Annotated in this window: 14 protein-coding genes and 1 other RNA gene (1 of these 15 cut by a window edge); 13 read left to right on the top strand and 2 right to left on the bottom strand. The window is 34.4% G+C overall.

The genetic code is table 11. From position 1 onward, the window contains the following. Window positions 1-41 precede the first annotated feature (41 nt). The 4 genes from asnS (at window position 42) to CD155_RS05640 (ending at window position 3,113) form a co-directional block, all read left to right on the top strand. Window positions 42-1,334: an asparagine--tRNA ligase gene (gene asnS, locus CD155_RS05655; RefSeq protein WP_103212768.1), complete on the top strand. Its 1,293-nt coding sequence runs from the start codon at window positions 42-44 to the stop codon at window positions 1,332-1,334. 97 nt (window positions 1,335-1,431) lie between these two features. Beyond that, window positions 1,432-2,124: a DnaD domain-containing protein gene (locus tag CD155_RS05650; protein ID WP_103212767.1), complete on the top strand. Its 693-nt coding sequence runs from the start codon at window positions 1,432-1,434 to the stop codon at window positions 2,122-2,124. Then, the gene (gene nth / locus CD155_RS05645) at window positions 2,114-2,773 is read left to right on the top strand and encodes an endonuclease III (RefSeq protein ID WP_103212766.1); all 660 of its coding nucleotides are present in this window, start codon (window positions 2,114-2,116) and stop codon (window positions 2,771-2,773) included. Before CD155_RS05650 ends, nth begins: the two co-directional genes overlap by 11 nt. 4 nt (window positions 2,774-2,777) lie before the next feature. Further along, window positions 2,778-3,113, top strand: coding sequence for a YpoC family protein (locus tag CD155_RS05640; RefSeq protein ID WP_103212765.1), 336 nt, complete (start codon window positions 2,778-2,780; stop codon window positions 3,111-3,113). 310 nt (window positions 3,114-3,423) lie between these two features. Here the strand turns inward: CD155_RS05640 and CD155_RS05635 are convergent, their stop codons facing one another. Further along, window positions 3,424-5,670, bottom strand: a complete 2,247-nt coding sequence (locus CD155_RS05635) for a transglycosylase domain-containing protein (protein WP_002442931.1) — start codon at window positions 5,668-5,670, stop codon at window positions 3,424-3,426. Next, the gene (gene recU, locus CD155_RS05630) at window positions 5,667-6,293 is read right to left on the bottom strand and encodes a Holliday junction resolvase RecU (RefSeq protein WP_002442930.1); all 627 of its coding nucleotides are present in this window, start codon (window positions 6,291-6,293) and stop codon (window positions 5,667-5,669) included. Before recU ends, CD155_RS05635 begins: the two co-directional genes overlap by 4 nt. 707 nt (window positions 6,294-7,000) lie before the next feature. On the opposite strand from recU, the gene CD155_RS05625 reads away from it, so the two are divergent. From CD155_RS05625 to ebh, 9 genes are all read left to right on the top strand, one after another. Further along, the gene (locus CD155_RS05625) at window positions 7,001-7,333 is read left to right on the top strand and encodes a DUF1798 family protein (RefSeq protein ID WP_070831298.1); all 333 of its coding nucleotides are present in this window, start codon (window positions 7,001-7,003) and stop codon (window positions 7,331-7,333) included. A gap of 11 nt (window positions 7,334-7,344) precedes the next feature. Next, window positions 7,345-7,911, top strand: coding sequence for an SLOG family protein (locus CD155_RS05620; protein WP_103212764.1), 567 nt, complete (start codon window positions 7,345-7,347; stop codon window positions 7,909-7,911). Window positions 7,912-7,922: 11 nt separating this feature from the next. Then, window positions 7,923-8,261, top strand: coding sequence for a cell division regulator GpsB (gene gpsB, locus CD155_RS05615; RefSeq protein WP_037541446.1), 339 nt, complete (start codon window positions 7,923-7,925; stop codon window positions 8,259-8,261). Window positions 8,262-8,312: 51 nt separating this feature from the next. Then, window positions 8,313-8,696, top strand: an RNA gene (gene rnpB, locus CD155_RS05610) — RNase P RNA component class B. Window positions 8,697-8,895: 199 nt separating this feature from the next. Then, window positions 8,896-10,032, top strand: coding sequence for a THUMP domain-containing class I SAM-dependent RNA methyltransferase (locus tag CD155_RS05605; protein ID WP_103212763.1), 1,137 nt, complete (start codon window positions 8,896-8,898; stop codon window positions 10,030-10,032). A 152-nt stretch (window positions 10,033-10,184) separates the two neighbouring features. After that, window positions 10,185-10,829, top strand: a complete 645-nt coding sequence (locus CD155_RS05600) for an SDR family oxidoreductase (protein WP_256323980.1) — start codon at window positions 10,185-10,187, stop codon at window positions 10,827-10,829. Between the two features lie 172 nt (window positions 10,830-11,001). After that, a complete protein-coding gene (locus CD155_RS05595) occupies window positions 11,002-14,442 on the top strand; it encodes a dynamin family protein (RefSeq protein WP_103212762.1) in 3,441 nt (1,146 codons plus the stop codon). 21 nt (window positions 14,443-14,463) lie between these two features. Further along, window positions 14,464-15,342 carry a 5'-3' exonuclease gene (locus CD155_RS05590; protein ID WP_103212761.1) on the top strand — a complete coding sequence of 293 codons (879 nt, stop codon included), beginning with the start codon at window positions 14,464-14,466 and terminating at the stop codon, window positions 15,340-15,342. 373 nt (window positions 15,343-15,715) lie between these two features. After that, on the top strand, window positions 15,716-22,583 hold the start of the coding sequence (gene ebh / locus CD155_RS05585) for a hyperosmolarity resistance protein Ebh (protein WP_103212760.1). The gene runs 23,576 nt beyond the window's last position; 6,868 of the gene's 30,444 nt are visible here — the first part of the coding sequence; its start codon is at window positions 15,716-15,718; the stop codon falls past the right edge of the window.

Below are 22,583 nucleotides of genomic sequence, written 5' to 3'. Positions count from 1 at the left end.
AAATGAGTATTAAAAAAGAATAGAAAAATAGGAGTTTAGTTATGAAGACTACGATTAAACAAGCAAAACAACATCTTAACCAAGAAGTGACAATTGGTGCTTGGTTAACAAATAAACGCTCTAGTGGTAAAATCGCGTTCTTACAATTACGTGATGGTACTGGATTTATGCAAGGCGTTGTAGTGAAATCTGAAGTGGATGAAGAAACATTCCAATTATCTAAAGATATTACGCAAGAATCTTCACTCTATGTGACAGGTACAATTACTGAAGATAATCGTTCAGATTTAGGATATGAAATGCAAGTGAAATCAATTGAAGTGATTCATGAAGCACATGACTATCCAATCACGCCTAAAAATCATGGTACTGAATTCTTAATGGATCATCGTCATTTATGGTTACGTTCTAAGAAACAACACGCCGTGATGAAAATTAGAAACGAAATTATTCGTGCTACTTATGAATTCTTTAATGAAAATGGCTTTACTAAAATTGATCCACCTATCTTAACAGCAAGCGCACCTGAAGGTACGAGCGAACTATTCCATACTAAATACTTTGATCAAGATGCATTCTTATCTCAAAGTGGTCAATTATATATGGAAGCAGCAGCCATGGCTCATGGACGTGTCTTCTCGTTTGGTCCGACTTTCCGTGCTGAGAAGTCCAAAACACGTCGTCACTTAATCGAATTCTGGATGATTGAACCAGAAATGGCATTTACAAATCATGCTGAAAGTCTTGAAATTCAAGAACAATATGTGACACATGTCGTACAATCTGTACTTAAAAATTGTGTTTTAGAACTTAAAGCATTAGATCGTGATACAACTAAATTGGAAAAGGTATCAACACCATTCCCAAGAATTTCTTATGATGATGCCATTGAATTCTTAAAACAAGAAGGCTTTGACGATATTGAGTGGGGCGAAGACTTTGGTGCACCTCATGAAACAGCTATCGCAAATCATTACGATTTACCAGTATTTATTACGAACTATCCAACGCGTATTAAACCATTCTACATGCAACCAAACCCAGATAACGAAGAAACTGTACTATGTGCAGATTTAATCGCACCAGAAGGTTATGGCGAAATTATTGGTGGTTCTGAACGTATTAATGACTTAGATTTACTAGAAGAACGTATTAAAGAACACGAATTAGACGAAGAAAGTTATAGCTATTACTTAGATCTTCGTCGTTATGGTAGTGTACCTCATAGTGGCTTTGGTCTTGGTTTAGAAAGAACAGTCGCTTGGATTTCAGGTGTCGAACATGTACGTGAAACGTCACCATTCCCACGATTATTAAATCGTTTATACCCATAATAGAAGCGAATTTTGCGCTTTATTTTAGAAGGATTAGCAGAAACGTCCAGTCAATTCATACGGCTGGGCGTTCATTTTAAATAGGAGGGAAACGCACTTGGATTTGTTTCAACTTAAAACGCGTCCTGTCGTTATTCGAAGAGAATTGTTGGATCACTATGCAGAATTAGGTATGGACGAACAAGATTTAGTCATCTTAATCAAACTCATTTATGCTTCAGAGACGTCTAATAAACAACCCTCTATAGAAACACTTCAACAAGGGTCTTCGATGCAACCGCGTCAAATCACTTCCGTCATCCAGAATTTAATTCAGCGTGAACTGTTGGAATTAAATGTGAGGAAAGATGAGGAAGGGAAATTCACAGAATATATGAATTTGGACCCATTTTATGAAAAGTTAAGTCAAATACTGAAAAAGCAAAATTTAGATCATCAAGAATCTGATAGTGTAGAACAATTTAAACAATTATTTCAATTGATGGAACAATCTTTCGGCAGACCACTTTCGCCATATGAAATAGAAACTTTAAATCAATGGATTGATGTAGACCAACACGATTTATCTGTGATTCAAGCAGCGTTAGACGAAGCACTTAGTCAGAATAAACTAAGCTTTAAATACATTGATCGTATCCTATTAAACTGGAAAAAGAACAATGTCAAAACAGTAGATGACTCAAAAAAAATAAGAGAACAATTTTATCAAAATCAACCCAAAATGAAACATGTTGTAAAAAAAGTACCTAAATTTGATTGGTTAAATGGAGAGAAGCCAGATGATAAGTAAGAAAAAAGGTTTAGAAATGATAGACGTCATCGCTGATATGTTTCCTGATGCTGAATGCGAATTAAAACACGGTAATGCATTTGAACTCACCATTGCTGTATTATTATCTGCTCAATGTACGGATAATCTAGTCAATCGTGTAACGCGCACGCTTTTTGAAAAGTATAAAACACCGGAAGATTATTTAAACGTCAGTGATGAAGAATTACAAAATGATATTCGTTCCATAGGTTTATATCGCAATAAAGCTAAAAATATTAAAAAGTTATGCCGTTCTTTACTAGATCAATTTGACGGAGAAATTCCTCAAACACATAAAGAATTGGAAAGTTTAGCTGGTGTAGGACGTAAAACTGCGAATGTAGTGATGAGCGTCGCATTTGGCGAACCCTCTTTAGCTGTCGATACACACGTAGAAAGAGTATCTAAACGTCTAGGTATTAACCGCTGGAAAGACAATGTAAGACAAGTTGAAGATCGTTTATGTGACATCATTCCTCGCGAACGATGGAATAAAAGTCATCATCAACTCATATTCTTTGGAAGATATCATTGCTTAGCCAGAAAGCCAAAATGTGATATTTGTCCTTTGTTAGATGATTGTCGCGAAGGGCAGAAACGTTATAAAGCAAGTTTGAAAGAAGCGTGATTCCATGATTGAAAAAAGTGATTTCGAACAACTTGAAACACAATTAGATGCATATGCAAGTCAGAAAAAATTAAAATCACAAGAAGCTCAACCAGTTATTGATGATTACTTTGAAATGATATTGAATTACTTTAAACAAATTAACGAAATTGACCACATCAACTTTGATAAGCTTAGCGAATATCCTGTAGTACCAATGAATTTTGACGAACGTTATCATTATATGGTCGCAAGAAAATATCATTTTATGGGGTATCGCCAGATGAAAACGTTAAAATCTGAGTTGATTAAAATGAATGCATCTTATCAAATAAGAAAGAAACGACAAAACAATAAATAGTAAATAAACCCTCACTTATGACTAAAAGGCATTAAGACCTATAAAGTGCATAAATGAGGGTTTTTGTATACAAAAAGAGGGAGAGGGACAGAAATATAATTTAGCTAAATTATTTTCGTTGTCCCTCTCCCAACTTTCATTGATTGTAGAATTTCTTATAAAGAAATTCTCTGTGTTGGGGCCCCGCCGGCAAGGATGGCTAGGATTGAGAGAAGCTTAATTTAAGCGCACTTTCAATTCAGACATCTACTGCCAATATGTTAAGAAGGCTAAGACAATTAATTATGTCCCAGCCTCCTTTTTAAATGAATTATGATGCTTTATCATCAAAAATTGCATTTAAGTTAAATAGTCGTGTCAGTGCATTACCTGAGCTACTTTGAGATGAGCCGTTAGTATTGCCTGAACTACTGTTAGAGCTTGATGATGAACCGTTGCTTGAACTTGAAGAAGAAGTATCGCTATCTCCGTGAACACTGCGGTTCGTAGTGTTATTGTCAGGGTGTCCTGCAACAGATAAGTTATCACCATCGCTACCATTAACATCTTTAGGTTTCTTGAAGTCTTCGCCATCTTTAGAAGAAATATCTGACATTACATCTTGGAAAAGATATTGTGGATATTCTTGTTGAGAGTGGCCGACAAATGAGTTAGTACCGTATTGTTTAACTTTATTGAAGCCCATCCATACTGACATTGTGTATTGAGGACTAAATCCGTTAATCCATACGTCTTTAGCTGCACTATCTGGTAGGTTATATTGTTGATAAATTTCAGCACCATACGTACCAGTACCAGTTTTCGCACCTAAATTAACTCCAGAAACACCGTGTCCATACGCTGAACCGTATGCTTTAAATGTACCTTTTAAGATTTCAGCTAACATGTAAGCTGTATAATCTTTCATCGCTTTGTGACTAGAATGATCATATTCAATCGTGTCACCATCGTGAGTAACAACTTTTTGAATAGAGTGGGCATTGTTATAAGTACCACCATTAGCAATTGCAGCGAATGCAGAAGCTAATTGAGTAGGTGAGAATTCAGAAGATGAACCACCGAGTACTTCTGATGGACCTATTTTACCACTATAATCTAAGCCAACTTTTGAAGCGAATTTCTTAGGTGCATCGTTTCCTGCTGATTTTTTAACTTGTTGCCAAGTTTTAAGGGCAGGAATGTTGAAACTTTGACGTAAAGCATCATAAGCAGATACATTACCATGACTCTTAGTGTCATAGTTTCTAAATTCTGAGCCATCAACCCAATATGATGATTCGTCTTGAATCGCATGGTTTGTAGCCCATTGCATGTTTTCAATAGCTGGTCCATAAGCTAAGAATGGTTTTAATGAAGAACCAGTAGGGTGTGCATCAGTAGCTTGGTTACGTTCAACTACGTTTTTGTAATTACGTCCACCAGATATAGCTACGAGTCCACCAGTTTTACTATCTAAGATAGTTGCACCGACTTGTTGGTCATCATTTTTATAGTAGTTAGAACCACCATTATCAATACGATCTTGAAGCGTTTTTTGAACATCTTTGTCCATGTTAGTGTAAATCTTAATACCACTTTGTAAGACATTACCTAAGTTTTTGTCTTTGAAGTATTTGTTGTTCATTAATTCTGATTGAACAAAGTTAACATATGAATCATACTCTGTATCTTTTTCATTACCGTTAACTTGACGTTCTTTCTTAGTACGTTCAACTAAGTTCGCTTTAAGATTGATCTTCTTAGCATCAGCATATTGCTTGTCACTAATTCTATGATGTTTATGCATTAAGTAAAGAACTGTATCTTTACGATCGTTAGCTTCTTTTGGATTGTTATAGATGTTATAAAGGTTTGGAACCTGTGGTAAACCTGCAAGATAAGCTTCTTCAGCTAAGTTTAAGTCCTTCAAGTCCTTGTTGAAGTAATACTTAGCAGCAGCTTTAACACCTGTTACACCGTCAGAATAGTAAATTTTATTCAAGTAAACTTGGAAAATTTCATCTTTACTATATTCTTGTTCAAGACGGTAGGAGAGGTAAGCTTCTTGAGCTTTACGACCGATAGATTTTTGTTGCGTTAAGAATGAGTCTTTAACAACTTGTTGTGTTAATGTTGACGCACCTTGAGCACCGAATCCACCAGTTAAGTTTTTCCCAACAGCACCAAATAAACGTTTATAATCTAGCGCACCATGATGATAGAATCGATTATCTTCTGTAGCTAAAACGGCGTATTTCATATTTTTAGGCACGTCTTTAATGTTGACGTGTTCATGACGTTGGCCGTTATCCAATGTTTTAACCAGATCTCCATTTTTATCGTAAATCTTAGCTGGAATTGGATCTTCTAATTTGGACTCGGTAAAAGCTGGTGCTTTCCATGCATAGTAAGCAAACAACAAGATACCAAGTAGCAACAGAACGAAAAAGGCGATAATCATAAAGCCAATGATCTTGATGATCGTTCTCTTAACATTCCTATTCTTTTTTCCGTCGGACTTCCCACCAGTTTTACTATTATTCTTTTTAGGTTGAGAAGACCCTTTATTTTCCGTCATACGCGGTCCTCACTTTCATCTAATATCAACTTATCAACTGCTTTGAGGTAATCCAATCTTGGTTGATATTGATAAGGAATATGGTAACCATTTTTCCGAATTTCTTCAACAGTAATCGATTTTTTAATTTCTTGGATGTATCTTTCCCAATAAAATTCAAATTTTGAATAAGGCAAAATATAGACTTCATCAAGCGTTTTAAAACGTATCATAAGAAAAACAATTCCCTTTTGAAGATATGTATTTTTCATATGTTCAACTTGATGCGAGTGAATATTATTTAATGGAAAAGAAGTTTTATTCTTCGTTTCCTTTGCCTCAAAATCGATATAATAACCATTATAAACACCGTTATAATCAGTTGTTGAAGGTGTACGAAAATAAGCTTCATTTATCACAGCCTTGCTTCGTTTAGGATAGTGAACATTCACTATTTGAACGGGGGTAGGCTTTTTATGAATGACTGCTATGCCACTCTTAAGATAATAAGCATTAGAGTGCTCAATATCTTTTTCCAGTGACATCCCGCGTCCACCGTATTCAATGTTACTTGAAAATGGCGATGGGTTGCGTCCGTCCAAAGACTTATTTTTAGAGTATGGTTTACCATTAGGATAATTCATTATATTCACCACACAAGTTTGATTAAAAAATAACTGCTATATAATAAGAAAAGATTCAATCAAACTCTAGTTTTTGAATGTATATGTCATTAAACAAACATACATCATTCACTATTTTAACGTGATTAAGTTATTCTGTCACGGTTTCTTTCACAAATGAAAGATAAATGTAACCTTTAAGTTATTCAATTTTTATAATTTAAATGACGCTCTCAATAATTTTTCAATTATCATTTTCCAACATCTATTAACATTCCATCGCAAAAGAAAACATTCAATGAAATTATTAATGAGTTTGTCGACATAATAAAATTAATTATATGGACTGATAGAGAACCTTATAAAACAAGAATTCGCCATTGCTTAACGGAGTATTGACGGCGACACGCCTGCAGGAATAGCATGTGTCTTGAGACAACTTGTTAGTCAGTTGATTTTTAAAAGACAGGCTACGCAGTAGCTGATTGATATTGAGCTCACAAAATGGCTCAACATCTAATCATCCTTGCGGGGGTGATAATACGAATTCTTAAATTCTAGAATTCTGTATCACTCCCAAGCCATGCCCGCGGCAAGGGAGCAAAGCAATACGAAGTATTGTTGTTTCAGCTTAGTCGACAAAAAAGATAATCAATAGTATTAGAATATATATTTACATGACTTACGCTTTCATGTTGTGTTAAATTAATTTTGTAGGAGGCATCCTTATGCAACATTTAATAGAACAACTCATCATAGAAATCACTGAAATGAATCATCGTTTTGAAAGAGTTAAATCATCAGAGATAGATTACGATTTTTACGACGTCGTACAACCTTACACCGAATCAATCGATAGCAAACTCGATGATTTAAAAAATTATGATAAACAGATAATTAATATGCCGTATATGACACCAACAAAATTCAATTTACTCATATCTAATATTCAATCTTTATCTGTAGAATGTCATTTTAAACGTACAAGTCGAAAACTTTTCACTGAGAAAATCAAAAGTGTACAGTACGATTTAAAAAATATTTTAACGCATCATGTTTAATGAGGGTGAATATGGTTAAAACTGTTTATGTTACTGGATACAAATCTTTTGAATTAAATATATTCAAAGATGATGCTCCAGAAGTTTCATATTTAAAGAAATTCATAGCACATAAATTAGAACAATTAATAGATGAAGGTCTAGAATGGGTTCTGATTCAAGGACAAATGGGTATTGAATTATGGACTGCTGAAGTTGTAATTGAACTTAAAGAGAGTTATCCAGAATTAAAGTTAGGAATTATTACTCCTTTTCTCGGCCATACGAATAGATGGAATGAACAGAATCAGGCCAAGTACACATCCATAGTGCAGCAAGCTGATTTTACGGAAAGCATTCATCATTCAGAATACCAAGGTCCATATCAGTTCAAACAAGCTGATCAATTTATGCTAGATCATACAGACTATACCATTCTAATTTATGACGAAGAACAAGAGGCCAGCCCAAAGTTCTTCAAAAGGATGTTAGTTGAATTTATGGAAAAAACAAACTATACTTGTGATATTGTGACGTTTGATGAACTCACTGACTTCATCAACGACTTGCAGTGGTCTCAAGATCAAAGTTTCGAATGAGGTGGAAAAAGATGTCAGATGTTTCATTAAAATTATCAGCAAAAGATATTTATGAGAAAGACTTCGAAAAAACTATGGCTCGTGGCTATAGAAGAGAAGAAGTAGACGCTTTTTTAGATGATATTATTACAGATTATCAAAAAATGGCAGACATGAATAATGAAGTTGTTAAACTATCAGAAGAAAATCATAAACTAAAAAAAGAACTTGAAGAATTAAGACTTCGTGTTGCTACAACAAGACCACAAGAAAATAAAAACTTTTCTTCTAACGGTGCCAATAACTCATCAAACAATGTAGATATTTTAAAACGTATTTCTAATTTAGAAAAAGCGGTATTCGGTAAATAATCAAATTTATTTACTTATCGACTTAAAATTGTGTTATAATCGCAAAAGTGATATTTCGGGTAATCGCTATAGCAATATAGAGGAAAGTCCATGCTCACACAGTCTGAGATGACTGTAGTGTTCGTGCTTGATGAAACAATAAATCAAGGCATTAATTTGACGGCAATGAAATAACCTAAGTCATTTGATATGGTTAGAATAGTTTGAAAGTGCCACAGTGACGTAGCTTTTATAGAAATATAAAAGGTGGAACGCGGTAAACCCCTCGAGTGAGCAATCCAAATTTGGTAGGAGCACTTGTTTAGCGGAATTCAACGTATAAACGAGACGACTTTCATACGAACGTGAAAGTATGTAGACAGATGGTTACCACCGACGTACCAGTGTAACTAGTACACGTTATGAGTACAACGGTACAGAACATGGCTTACAGAAATATTACGACTAGTTTAGCTCTCCCCATTGTGATGGAGAGCTTTTTTAATTTTAAAAATTACCATTAAACATCTCAACGACATCAATCAACGCAGACATTTTCCTAAATAACAGTAAAATGATTACAATAAATTGAAAGTATTAAAATTGATATATAAATTTGATAAAATACAGACAACACGTATAAAGGAGTAAAGACATGTTTCAATTATTAGCAGTGTGCCCAATGGGACTTGAAGCAGTTGTAGCTAAAGAAATACAAGAGCTTGGATATGATACACAAGTCGAAAATGGACGCATCTTCTTTGAAGGAGACGAAACAGCAATCGTCAAGTGCAACTTGTGGTTACGAACGGCTGACCGTATCAAAATTGTCATGGGCCGTTTTGATGCGAAAACATTTGACGACTTATTCGAACAAACTAAGGCGTTACCTTGGGAAACAATTATCGACAAAGAAGGTAACTTCCCAGTGCAAGGACGTAGCGTTAAATCAACATTACACAGTGTACCTGATTGCCAAGCCATTACTAAGAAGGCAATTGTGGAACGCCTTAAGAAAGCTTATCAAGAAAAAGGTTGGCTTAATGAAACTGGCGCCAAATATCCAGTTGAAGTAGCGATACTTAAAGACAATGTGTTATTAACAATTGACACATCAGGATCTGGACTCAATAAACGTGGCTACCGCTTGGCACAAGGTGAAGCTCCGATCAAAGAAACATTAGCTGCGAGTTTAATTCGTTTAGCAAATTGGAAGGGAGATACGCCACTTATCGATCCTTTCTGCGGTTCAGGTACCATCGCAATTGAAGCATGTTTAATTGCTCAAAACATTGCGCCAGGATTTAATAGAGACTTTGTATCAGAAGAGTGGAATATGATGCCACCAAATATTTACGATAAACTACGTGACGAAGCTGATCAAATGGCTGATTATGATAAAGAAATAGAAGTCTATGCTTCTGATATCGATCCAGAAATGATTGAAATTGCGAAACGTAACGCTGAAGAAGTAGGACTCAGTGACATTATTCAATTTTCAGTTAAAGATGTGAATACGTTAACCATTGATTCTGAAGGACCTGTAGCCCTAGTAGGAAATCCACCTTATGGTGAACGTATCGGCGACCGTGAAGAGGTTGAAGAAATGTATCGCTATATCGGAACGTTAATGAAAGAACATCCTTACTTATCTACTTATATTTTGACAAGTAATAAGGAATTTGAATATTTAGTCAATCGTAAAGCGACGAAACGCCGTAAATTATTTAATGGATATATTGAATGTACGTATTATCAATATTGGGGTAAAAAACCTGAATCTAAATCATAAGGTTTACATTTTGTTCTTTTCGTGTAATAGTAATAACCTTGAAAATCAATTCATTCGCACTCTTATCGCTACTGTAGTACAGTTGAATAAGAGTGTTTTAATTTTTTAAAAAATAATAATATAAAATAAATAAGACGACCAGAAAGGGGAATATCAATATGAAAACTGTATTAATTATCGGCGCTAACGGTAGAGTTTCTATCGAAGCTACTAAAATTTTTCTTGAAAACTCTAGCTTTAACGTAGACTTATTCTTAAGAAATGCACATCGTATCCCTGACTATGCTTCTAATAGAGTGACAGTGTATGAAGGAGATGCCAAAAATAAAGAAGATCTCGAAAAAGCTTTAAATGAAGTTGATGTTGTATTTGCAAGTTTATCCGGCTCTTTAGATAAACAAGCTGAAACAATTGTCCAAGCTATGGATAGTAAAAACGTTAAACGTTTAATTTTCGTTGCAGCACCTGGCATCTATGATGAATTACCAGAGTCATTTAATGAATGGAATAAACAACAATTTGGAGAAAAATTAAGTCTCTATCGTAAAGCTTCTGATATTATTGAAAGCTCAGATTTAGACTACACAATTATTCGTCCTGGTTGGTTAACTGATAAAAATGAAAATGTCTTTGAAATTACAACAAAAGACGAAACATTTAGAGGTACGGAAGTTTCAAGAAAAAGTATCGCATCATTAGCTGTTCAAATCGCTAAAAATCCAGAACTTCACTCAAAAGAAAACATCGGTGTGAATAAACCTGGAACAGAAGGCGATAAACCCGCATGGTTTGAATAATAAATCTAGCATTTTAACATAGGTTTTATTCAGCCTATGTGATAAAATTTAAAATATCATAACTTTTGAAAATTAGGGTTTGTCATTGAGACTAACCTAATTTTTTTAATTTTTTTCACTTAATAAACCAAGCGTTATCTTTTATCGATGGAACTAAAGGGGATTCAAACACATGGATAATACTGAACAATTAGACATTTTATATAAATTAAAAAAAGAAGTAGAGAAATCAAATAATGATGCATTAGTTAATACAATTAATCAGGTTATAAAAAAGGTATATCTCAATCAATTTACCGCTTCGTTTGTGGGGCACTTTTCAGCGGGCAAATCAACATTAATCAATTTATTACTTGAACAAAATATATTACCAAGTTCACCTGTACCAACGACAAGTAACACGGCGATTGTTTCAGTTGCTGACGAGCCAGGGATCATCGCAAATCTACCGCATCAACAATACACAAAATTAAAAACGTATGACGAAGTGAAACAAATGAATCGTCAAAATGTCGATGTAGAATCAGTTGAGATTAATTTCCCATCCGACAAATTTAACAATGGATTCACGCTTCAAGATACACCAGGTGTAGATTCCAACGTCGCAACACACCAATCTAGTACAGAACAATTTATGTACACAAGTAATATTTTATTTTACACAGTTGACTATAATCACGTGCAATCTGCATTAAATTTCAAATTTATGAAACGCATTAACGAAGTAGGGATTCCTGTCGTTTTCGTCATCAATCAGATTGATAAACACAATGAGGAAGAAATTACATTCGACACATTTAAAGCACGTGTTGAGAAATCAATCAATGATTGGGATATTCATCTTACTGATACATACTACGTCTCTAAATTTGATCATCCGGAGAATCAAATTGATGAATTATCCAACCATCTCGTTGAAATGGATAATAACCGTGAATCTGTAGAAGATTATGTTCATCGTACGGTCGAATTCATTACTGATGCGCAACTCGCTTATATTCAAAATGAAATCCAAGATATTCTCGACACATTGGACATCGAAGAAGAGGGTTTCGAGCAAGCCTACGTTAAGTTCCAACAGAATCAAGAAGTGAGCGAAGAAGCACAACTCTTAAATGATGACGATAAATTGCTCAATTATTTGAAACAAAAGCGTAAAGATATTCTAGAGAATGCGTATATTATGACACATGACATGCGCGAATCATTGAGATCTTACTTAGAAAGTAAGTCTGATGATTTTAAAGTTGGTGGACTGTTCAATAAGAAAAAGAAAAAAGAAGAAGAACAAGAACAGCGTTTAAATAAAGCCACTGATGAACTACAAGATAAAGTCGATCAACAAATTCGTCAGCCTCTTCGCGAAGATATGTCGTTCTTAACGCGATTCATCAATAGCAGTGAGGTCAATGAACATATTTTAAATCAGGATTATCGTATTCAACCCAAGCTTATTTCTGATTTATACCAACCGCAAACAAGTATTAGTAACACTTATGTTTTAACATTCTCAGATGAAGTGGTAAAAGCTTTAAATAAATTCATTGAAAATGAATCCAACCCAATCTTTAAAGAAGCAGTGAACCATGCGCACGCTAGCGAACTCACTACTGATGACAATGAAGATAAACAAGAATATGAAAAGTTCATCGAATTAAAAAACTTAAAAGAGTCGCTGACAACGAAGAACTATCAGCATTATTACATTCATTTAGATGATTCTCTTGATAGATTAATCGGAAGAACTGAAGCGAATTTCGAACTTAAAGAAGAAAACTCGACAGCTTATCATCAAAAGCATGAAAAAAGAGAACAAGTTGAGGCAGAAACAGCTAATCAAGTTGATATTCAAAATGCACTTGAAGTTGTCGAAGACGTTCCACTCTTCGATCGAACTAAAAAAGATATTAAAGATACGATGCATCGTCTCAATCACCAAATCACTAAAATTGGTGTGTTTGGTACATTTAGCGCAGGTAAAAGTAGCTTAATCAATGCATTACTCGGTGGACAATACTTAGTAAGTTCACCTAATCCAACAACTGCCGCTACTACAGAACTGTCATATGGCGATGAAAGTCAAATTACCCTAAAATCTGCCGACCAATTACTCGAAGAAATTAACAACGTACTAGAATATTATGATACATCGTTCGATTCTTTAGAAGCTTTCATTCATAGTGATTTGAAGAAATTAAAAGCACAACTTGAGAAGAATCAACTTGCATTTATAAATGCGGTTGAGCAGCATTACGATATGTATCTAGATATGCTTAATGAAGGCGAAGTTCACACCGTTTCTCAAGATGATGTTAAAAAATGGAGTGCCGAAGACGAATATGCGACATTCGTTAAGACCGTCCATCTTAATCTGCCACTCGAATGGCTCAAAGGTAAAATCGTCGTCGATTCGCTCGGTTTACATTCAAATAACCAACGTCATACTAATGAAACTGAACAAATTCTTACATCATCAGATTTAATTCTATATGTAAGTTATTTCAACCATTCATTCACTGATAATGACAAAGCCTTTATCGAACACATGAAAGATATGAATCAATTAAATGAGAATCAAGCCTTTAAGATGGTTATCAATGCGGTTGATTTAGCTGAAAATGAGGACGACCTTAACGCAGTACATGATTATGTTGCTGATGCACTAGGACAAGTGAATCTACATTCTGAAATATTTAACGTCTCAAGTCGTAAGGGGCTTAAAGAAGGCGATCAAGGCATAGACGATTTACGAAATAGTATCCAACGTTTCGCTGATGTAGAATCTAAAACCATTTTAGAACAACAAATGGTTCATCAAATTCAACAAATGAATGATTCATACAAAGAAATGATAGAAGAATTCCATAACAACAAAGATCAAATTGCAGCGAGACAAAATAAATTATCACAAATTAAAGATGAAGATAGACTCAATCAACAATTAATTAATACTACGTCACAACATACGTCTAATGAAGTGGAAGAACAAATTTACCATTTAAATGGTCGCTTAAAATTACAACTTCTAGATGAAGTTAAATCGGTTTACAACAGTCAAATGACTCAAAATAGTGACTTTAATGAAGAAAAGAAAATTTCATCTAAAACGTACTTAGACCAAATTCATCAACGTCTATATCTAGAACAATCATTAATTACTGAAAGAAATAAAAAATATTTTAATACACAATTAGAAGAACAAGTTGCTCCTATAATTAAGAAGTTGAATAATATTCACGTGTTAGTTAAGGCGGATTTCAATATAGAACCTGATGTAGAAGAAGCACCATTTTTAAGAATAGATTTAAACGAGATGGTCGACGCACTTCCGAAACAATTAACCAAACGTAAATTATTAAATCCAAATTCACAACGTGACATTCAAGAACAAATTTCAGATACGACATTGAAATTATTGCAAAATGGCATGAGCGCGTTTAAACAACAACTTGATAGTTATGTACATCAAATGTCTCGACAAGCCGAAGATCAATTTAAAGAATTAGAACAACATATTCAAGAACAAATTGATGAACTGTTATCATTCAAACTTGATGATTCACTGATTCAACAACTTGAAACAAAATCAAAACAACTAGACGAAATCTTATAAAGAAGAAAGAAGGACGCTTTAATGGAACAAAGAGTATTACTCGTAGATGGAATGGCGCTACTCTTTAGACATTTCTATGCGACAAGTTTACACAATCAATTTATGTACAACTCCAAAGGGATACCGACAAACGGCGTTCAAGGGTTCGTTAGACATATTTTTAGCGCGATTAAAGAAATCAACCCTACACACGTTGCAGTATGTTGGGATATGGGACAACAAACCTTCAGAAATGAAATGTTTGAAGGTTATAAACAAAATCGACCAGCTCCACCTGCAGAACTCATTCCTCAATTCGATTATGTCAAAGAAATCTCTCAACAATTCGGTTTCGTTAATGTGGGTGTCACTAATTATGAAGCGGACGATGTGATTGGCAGCCTTGCTAAAGAATACTCAGAACATAATAATGTTTATATCATCACTGGAGATAGAGACATTCTTCAATGTATTAATGATAACGTAGAAGTTTGGCTAACTAAAAAGGGATTCACGATTTACAATAGATATACGTTAAATCGTTTTAGAGAAGAATACGGATTAGAACCGAAACAATTAATAGATGTTAAAGCATTCATGGGAGATACAGCAGATGGGTATCCAGGTGTCAAAGGTATAGGAGAAAAGACAGCAATCAAATTAATTCAAAATCACCATACAGTTGAAAATGTAATCGAAAATATTTCAAAGTTAACACCTGCACAACAGAAAAAGATCAATGATAACATTGATAATCTCCATCTATCTAAATCATTAGCAGAAATCCATACACAAGTTCCTATTGAAACAGAAAAGTTATTCGAAGAGATGACATACGCACATGAATTAAATGATATCTTGTCGATTTGTAACGAACATGAGTTATACGTTTCTGGAAAATATTTAGCTAGCAATTTTTAAAATATAAACCAAATGATTCGTTGGAAATTTTTTCCGATGTATCATTTGGTTATTTTTTTACATTTTAATGCTAATCACCAACAACATTAACTTTTATTTTATAAAAGTTATGTGAATTAATTTCACAATCCTATATTAAAATGATATTATTATTTAGAACGAATAAAATATTGTTCCAGACGCTATTGTGATAAATGAGAGGGCATACCGATATCAAATTAATTTTGAAATGTCGTCAATTGCTCTTTTTTATTGAGCGCAATTTGAACGATATCATTTCATTTAAGCAACTTCGAAATACTCATATGCTCAGATTCGACTATCACATTAAACACCAAAGACAAAACATCAAGAAGAGGAGTGGACAATAGCTTTGAATAATCGAGACAAACTACAAAAATTTAGTATTCGTAAATACGCAATTGGAACATTTTCTACAGTCATTGCGACACTAGTGTTTGTTGGTTTCAATCCTGGACAAGCACATGCCAATGAAGTGAGCCAAAATCAAAAGGTAATCGAACAACAAGAAGACTCGCAAATTGATGAAGACAATTCAAATTCTAAAGCTCATCAATTATATAGCCAAGTTGACAATAATCAAAGTCGTTCCAGCGAAAACAATCAACCAAACGCACTTGATAAAACGACATTAACAAATAATGACGAAAATCAAAACGCAATACAACGTCTTGAATCAGAGCAAGCATCGACAAATAGCGATGAAAACAATATCAATAACCAATCTTTACTTTCTCAAGAAGATTTAAGAATTAACAAAGACGTGATTCATGCTAAGAAACAAGAAGAGGAAGAAAAAGAAAATCAAGATTCTTCTAAAAAAGATAACCATAAAATGATTAAGCAACAATTAGCTGAAAAACGTGCTAATAAAGATGATAAAAACAAAGATTCTGTTAAAAAGAAAGCAAAAAATAGACAAGCTCAATCACCAATTGATAGAAACAGTCTCCAAGCTTTATTAGACTTTTCATATCATGAATACAAAATGATTGATAGAGACAAAGCAAACGCAACTGAATTTAATAAAGTGAAAGCTACATTTGATAAAGTAAATGAATTATTAGGTAAGGAAGATAACGCTACATCAGATGAGCTTACTTTAGTATATCAAGAGTTAGTACAAGCAATAGAATTGGCACGTACATTACCACAACGTTCTATAGATAGTAATACTCTTAAACGTTCAACTCGAGGTGTCAACTCTGACAGAGCTGCAAGAGGTAGCGTCTCATACCAAAATGCCTACACTGAATATTATGTTTCTTCTGATGATGATGGTTCAGGCTATCCACCTGGAACATTTTTACATGCTTCAAATAAAGGTGCACCATATTATTTACCTACAACACCATATAATTTGTTGCATGCTTCAGACGTTAGAAACATTGCTTACATTACTACTAAAAGATTAAAAAGTGGCTATCAATGGGACGTATTATTTAACCTTGGACACTCTAACCATGAAAATATGATTTATTGGTTTGCGATACCTCGTGATCAAACACCTACGGGTCCAGTAACCTTAACAATTATAAATAAAGACGGACGTGCCACTTCATATGATGGCTCTGGTTCTGGGTCAGGTAAGCCTTTACCAAAATTTTGGGAAACTGCAGGTGGCATAAATCCTAGTGTGGCAAATTATTTTAGACATGGTGCAGCACACGGTTATCAATTTTACAACACTCCATATTATCAATTAAACAAATTCTGGGATTTCGCTCGGGGTAGTGATGAATTTGCGCCAAATTCATACTTCAACAGAAACGGCGCGTCTAGCACAGCTAAGTATTATGGTGATGAAAACTATGCTTTTCTTAATGGCGATAGACCTGAACAAGGACAAGGCTTAGATTCTATTTATTGTTTTATAGGTAAAGGAGATGTAAGTTATCGCATATCCTTTAAAACATCTGGATTGCCAACTGAACGTTTATATTATGCGGCAGGTGGACGTGCATTAGAATTTAATCAGCTTTATAACTATAATCAATTATATGTTGAACCAATGAATGTTTATCAAGAAAGAATTAAGTCTTTTGTAGAAGTTAAGAATCGTACAATGCATTTAGGTAACACTGAATATACTTATGATCCAACACTAGGTAAATATGCTAACCGAGCTATCTTGGATAGCGACGGAGATCATACAACTGATTATGCCGATGATCCGTTAAGTTACGTTAAAAATATTAGTGACACTATAATGGGATTCATGCCTCCAAACGCCCAATATAATAGTTATCGCGTATTCGGAGTCAATGATTTAAATCCAGTAGAAATTGAAAGCTTATTCGCACAAGATAAACTTGAAGAAGCTGCACGTACAGGAAACCCAATTAAATTGATGATTGGCTTTAATGCTCGAGACAGTTCTAGTAATCCTGAAACTTTAGTTCCAGTAAAACTATACGTTAAACCACAATTACAACAAAAGATTAGTTATTGGCATAACAACGAAGGTATGAGTATTGATACGTATAGTGAATCACGTAAAGTAGGACATCCTGTTTATCAAGTAATGGCAGGTGATATGCATAATAACTCTGTAGAACAACAAGAAATACGTATCAAACTTACAAGTAATGAACCGATAAAAGATAATGATTGGTTAATATATGGTTATCCACGTACATTAAGATTGGAGAAATCTACTGGAAGAAATAATAATGCAAAAGAGAAAAACTTCTCTTTAGTAGGAACTTTAGAGCCTGGCGATTACTTCATAACTGTAAAGTTAGGAGATAAAGAAGAACAATTTGAAGTAAGAGCTAAACCATATCCTCCAACTATAGTCACAACTGCCTTACAACTTAAAGGTAAGGCAGGACAAAAACCTGATATTGTAGTAACAAACGTTCCACCTCAAACGAACGCGAAAGTTTTATTAGTAGTAGGTGGCGTTAATGGTCGAACTGATGCTTATTCTGACCCATATACTAAACCTGAAGGGTACACTGTAATTGCTAGAGCAGACGCGACAAGTCATGGAACAGTTACAATTACATCTAAAGATTATTTGCAAGGACTTCCACGCTCTGGAGAAATTAAAGCAATAACTTACTTTGATGACAATGTTCAATCGAACTTCAGTAATGCCATTACGTTAATAACTGATGAAACACCACCTACAATTGGAGAACCTGTAGTTTTGAAAGATAAATATTATAGAGATAATCAAGTGCATTTCACTATTCCTGTTAGTGATAATCAAGATGGTTCTGGTGTAAATCAAGTGACAATAGAAGGTCTTCCTTCTGGATGGACACATTCCTTTGTCAAAGCTCAGAATGGTCAAAGTGGCACTTTAACAGTAAGTGGAACGATAAGTCACGCTCAAGCATTGAATAGTACTATTAGATTAAGATTGTCTGCTTCAGATATGGATAATAATGTTACAAAGGGCGATCAAATTAAAACGATTAATATCAATGTAAGTAGTTTAGCGGTTGATTTCCCTCCATTACCTTTAACTAATGGTAATAGAGTTGTTGTAGTTAATCCGACTATTATCAGTAATGATGAGAAAGCTATCGCGAAAGATCGTTTAGCTAGACAAAATGCAAGTAGAAATAATGTCTTAGCAGTAGCTAACACTTTCCAACCACAAGATAATGGTAATGTATTAGTAAATTATAAAGATGATTCTCAAGCAACGATGAATGAAGGTAATGTATATACTTACGAACCTATTCGCAAAAATCAGTTTTCCGAAAGTGGAATTACAGATAAAAAAATAGCAACGATTTACGTTGCTAAAGGAAGTAGATTTAATATTGGTAAAGACATGAGAAACTATTTCTCATTAAGTAATGGTCAAGATATACCTAATGTGCCATTTACTGTAATGACACCTGCTGATCCATTACCGACACCAGAACAAGTATCGCAATTCGGTGATGAACCTCATCAATATAGAGTTATGGCATTCAATGCTTATAACAAAAGTATAGAAAATTTATATATCCGTATAAAAGCAATTGACATCGTAGCACCAACCGGAAATCATAGAGTATTCCGTGTCAATCCTATTAAACTTAGCGATGAGGAAGTACAAGCAGTTAAACAAGCCTTTGTAGATGCCAATCCTAAATTACATTTACAAACATCAGATATTGATGTTTCGAATCCTACAAACGGGACTGGTGTGAGCACTGTAACTGTATCTGTTCATAAAGACCAATATACTAAGACATTTACTTCTTCAGCTAACGACATGAATTTCTTAAGATGGCCTAATATCAGAGAAGATTATTCAATATCTTGGTCTAGTGATAAACTACCAAACCGAAACACTGATGGCGGCTTTTCTTGGTCACCTGATCATAAATCAATAATTTATCGTTACGATGCAACAAAAGGAATTGCAATCAATACAAACCAAGTATTAAATTTATTTACTGCAACGACTACAGTTCCAGGGTTGAGAAATAACATTACTGGTAACGAAAAGATTTTAGCAGAAGAAGGTGGCACACCAAGTTACAAACCGAACGGTTATTCATCACAAATTAATAGTGATGATAGACAACGTAGCTTCACTAAAGATGGACAATTTATTCAAGTTTTAGATTTAGTCCAAACAGGAACAGGATTCGGCAATGCCGTTGTCAACCATTCTAATATTGTTTATAACCAAAGTAATTCTCAAGTTGTAAATGGAGAAGTTCCTGCAGCAAACGGGGCAGCTGCTTTTCAATTAGAAAAAGTAATAAAATCGAATTATGTATCAGAAGGTATTATGGGTGTTGTATATAAAACGCATCTATTTTTAACACCATATGGCGCTAAACAATATATCGAACGCACTGGCAGTACAATGGATACCACTACTAATGTCTACGATGTATATTTTGTACCTAGCGATAATGTTAAACCTACAATCACGTTTGGGGATTATTCTCATAATGAAGTATATTCAGGCGAAACATTTAAAAATACAATGAGCGTCTCTGACAATTACGGCGTTCAGTCGGTATCTATTCCAAACGACAGCGGAATAAGAGTGACTATATCTAACAACAATACTCAAGTGAGTGGCACAGCGCCTAATGTAACTTCAGTTACAAATAAATTAGTAAAAGTTACTGCTATAGATAAAAGTAATAACCAAACTACTGAACAATTTAATGTTCTGTTAAAGCCTTTAAAAGACAAATATCGTTTAAGTACAAGTTCAACAAACCAACATCCAGTTAGATTAAATAATATTCAAAACGGCGCAACACTATCACCAGCAGAGAGACAATCCGTAATAGATTCTGTATCAGTGAACAATATCGCGCCAAGAAGAAGCTATATCACCGAACCAGCTAATGAAGTTCAATCAAAAGAAGTTAGTAATGTAATTAGACCGAGAAATGATGCTACAGTTACTGTAACAGTGACATACAAAGACGGTACAACAAGTCAAATATCTGTACCTGTTAAGCACGTTTTACCAGAAGTCGTATCAGAATCAAGATACACGGTTAAGGGTCAAAATTTCCCACAAGGTAAAGGAGCAGAACCTAGAGATTTCTTTAGATTACAAAATGGAAACACATTTAACGCAAGAGTAAACTGGGTTGGAAACAATGCTCCAAACATTAATAGCAATCAAATCGGTGTTGATATTCCATTACATGCTGAGATTTGGTTTGATGGTGAAACTACGCCAATAGTGAAACAGACGAGTTATAAAATAGTTAAATCTGAGCCAAAGAAAATTTTCGAAACCACTATCAATGGTCAATTTGTTAATTCTAATGACAATCCAGGTAACGCAGGTTCATATATAAAATCTATTAATAACTCATGGCCAAACGGTATGTATTTCGATTGGGCTCAAGGCTCAAGTGCTCCAACTTCAAATACACCAGGAGCTTTTGTAAGAACTGCAACAGCTATTTATCCAAATGGTGAAAGAGAAGATGTGAAGATTCTTTTTAAAGTCCAACCTAGTAAGCCACAAATAGATGCTAATAGTGTCATTGCTAAAGGTGGATTATCTAATCAACAGGTCATCGTAAGAAACGTGCAAGATAATGTAGATGTAAAACTTTATCAAGCAAACGGTAGCGTTATACCTAATACTACGTCTGTAATAGCAAATGGTACGGCAACTATAACAGTTCAAGGAACTCTACCAACAGGTAATATTTACGCTAAGTCTTCTATTACAACTAATAATCTAACTTATGCAAAAAGAACAAATAATGATGTTTCAGATACAACTGAAAACGTTACTGTAACTTCAGAGAATAGCGATCAGGTTAATGTAACTGTTGCAATGGAAGCCAAAAACGGTGGTATAAAATTAGTTAAAGGTATAGATTTTAACTTTAATAATTTTAATAATTTTATTAGTAATGCACCTGCTAACTCTCGTTTTGCATGGGCTCAAAGTCCTGATACATGGAAAGGTAATATTGGACAATCGAATAAAACAGTCAATGTCACATTGCCTAATAACCAAGGAACAAGAACTGTAGATATACCAGTCATGATTTATCCATCTGTGACTGCTAAAGCTCCAGTAAGAGATAAAATAGGTCAAAATTTAGAACGTGGTACAGATGTCTATAATTACATTGAATTCGAAGATGGCAAACGATATAACGGAACGGCTACCTGGAAAGATAATCGACAACCAGATAAAAACGTAGCTGGGGTTCAAAATTTAACTGCGCTTATTAATTATCCTGGAATTACAACTCCAGTAGAAGTTCCAGTCAAAGTATGGGTTTATAACTTTGATTTCGCTCAACCAGTTAACATAATAGAAGTTGGTGATACTTTCCCTAAAGGTACAAGTGCTGCAATGTACAAACATTTAGAAAATGGCGAAGGTTTGCCAATGGATGGATTTAAATTTTATTGGAATCCAGAAACTGGTACTAGCTCAAACCAATGGCAATCACTAGCATATACAAGCACTCCATTCGTTAAAACAGGAAGATATGATGTGCTTGATTCAGGTAATCGTGATTTCCAAACATCGCAACCAGGTAAATTCATTGTAAAAAATGGCACTCCTAATCCACCTATTATTACTGAATCTAATGCAGGTGAAATTACAATCACGCCAGGAGCGGTCAGACAAATCCCGATTAAGGGTAGTGGCTATTATGCTCAATCAAATGCTGATAAAATCGTAATTAATAGAAATGGCAGAAAATTAACTACTTTCATTAAAAATCAAGACGGACGATGGGAACTTTTAACAGGTGAACCAG

The organism is Staphylococcus caprae (assembly GCF_002902725.1).
Taxonomy (GTDB): domain Bacteria; phylum Bacillota; class Bacilli; order Staphylococcales; family Staphylococcaceae; genus Staphylococcus; species Staphylococcus caprae.
Note: the sequence above shows the minus strand (reverse complement) of the source record. Positions and strands in the feature narration are given on the sequence as shown.

Bases quoted from the DNA above. Each gene is read 5' to 3' on its own strand.
- asnS (WP_103212768.1), top strand. From the start codon at position 42: ATGAAGACTACGATTAAACAAGCAAAACAACATCTTAACCAAGAAGTG.
- CD155_RS05595 (WP_103212762.1), top strand. From the start codon at position 11,002: ATGGATAATACTGAACAATTAGACATTTTATATAAATTAAAAAAAGAA.
- CD155_RS05625 (WP_070831298.1), top strand. From the start codon at position 7,001: ATGCAACATTTAATAGAACAACTCATCATAGAAATCACTGAAATGAAT.
- CD155_RS05640 (WP_103212765.1), top strand. From the start codon at position 2,778: ATGATTGAAAAAAGTGATTTCGAACAACTTGAAACACAATTAGATGCA.
- CD155_RS05605 (WP_103212763.1), top strand. From the start codon at position 8,896: ATGTTTCAATTATTAGCAGTGTGCCCAATGGGACTTGAAGCAGTTGTA.
- CD155_RS05620 (WP_103212764.1), top strand. From the start codon at position 7,345: ATGGTTAAAACTGTTTATGTTACTGGATACAAATCTTTTGAATTAAAT.
- CD155_RS05590 (WP_103212761.1), top strand. From the start codon at position 14,464: ATGGAACAAAGAGTATTACTCGTAGATGGAATGGCGCTACTCTTTAGA.
- recU (WP_002442930.1), bottom strand. From the start codon at position 6,293: ATGAATTATCCTAATGGTAAACCATACTCTAAAAATAAGTCTTTGGAC.
- gpsB (WP_037541446.1), top strand. From the start codon at position 7,923: ATGTCAGATGTTTCATTAAAATTATCAGCAAAAGATATTTATGAGAAA.
- CD155_RS05635 (WP_002442931.1), bottom strand. From the start codon at position 5,670: ATGACGGAAAATAAAGGGTCTTCTCAACCTAAAAAGAATAATAGTAAA.
- nth (WP_103212766.1), top strand. From the start codon at position 2,114: ATGATAAGTAAGAAAAAAGGTTTAGAAATGATAGACGTCATCGCTGAT.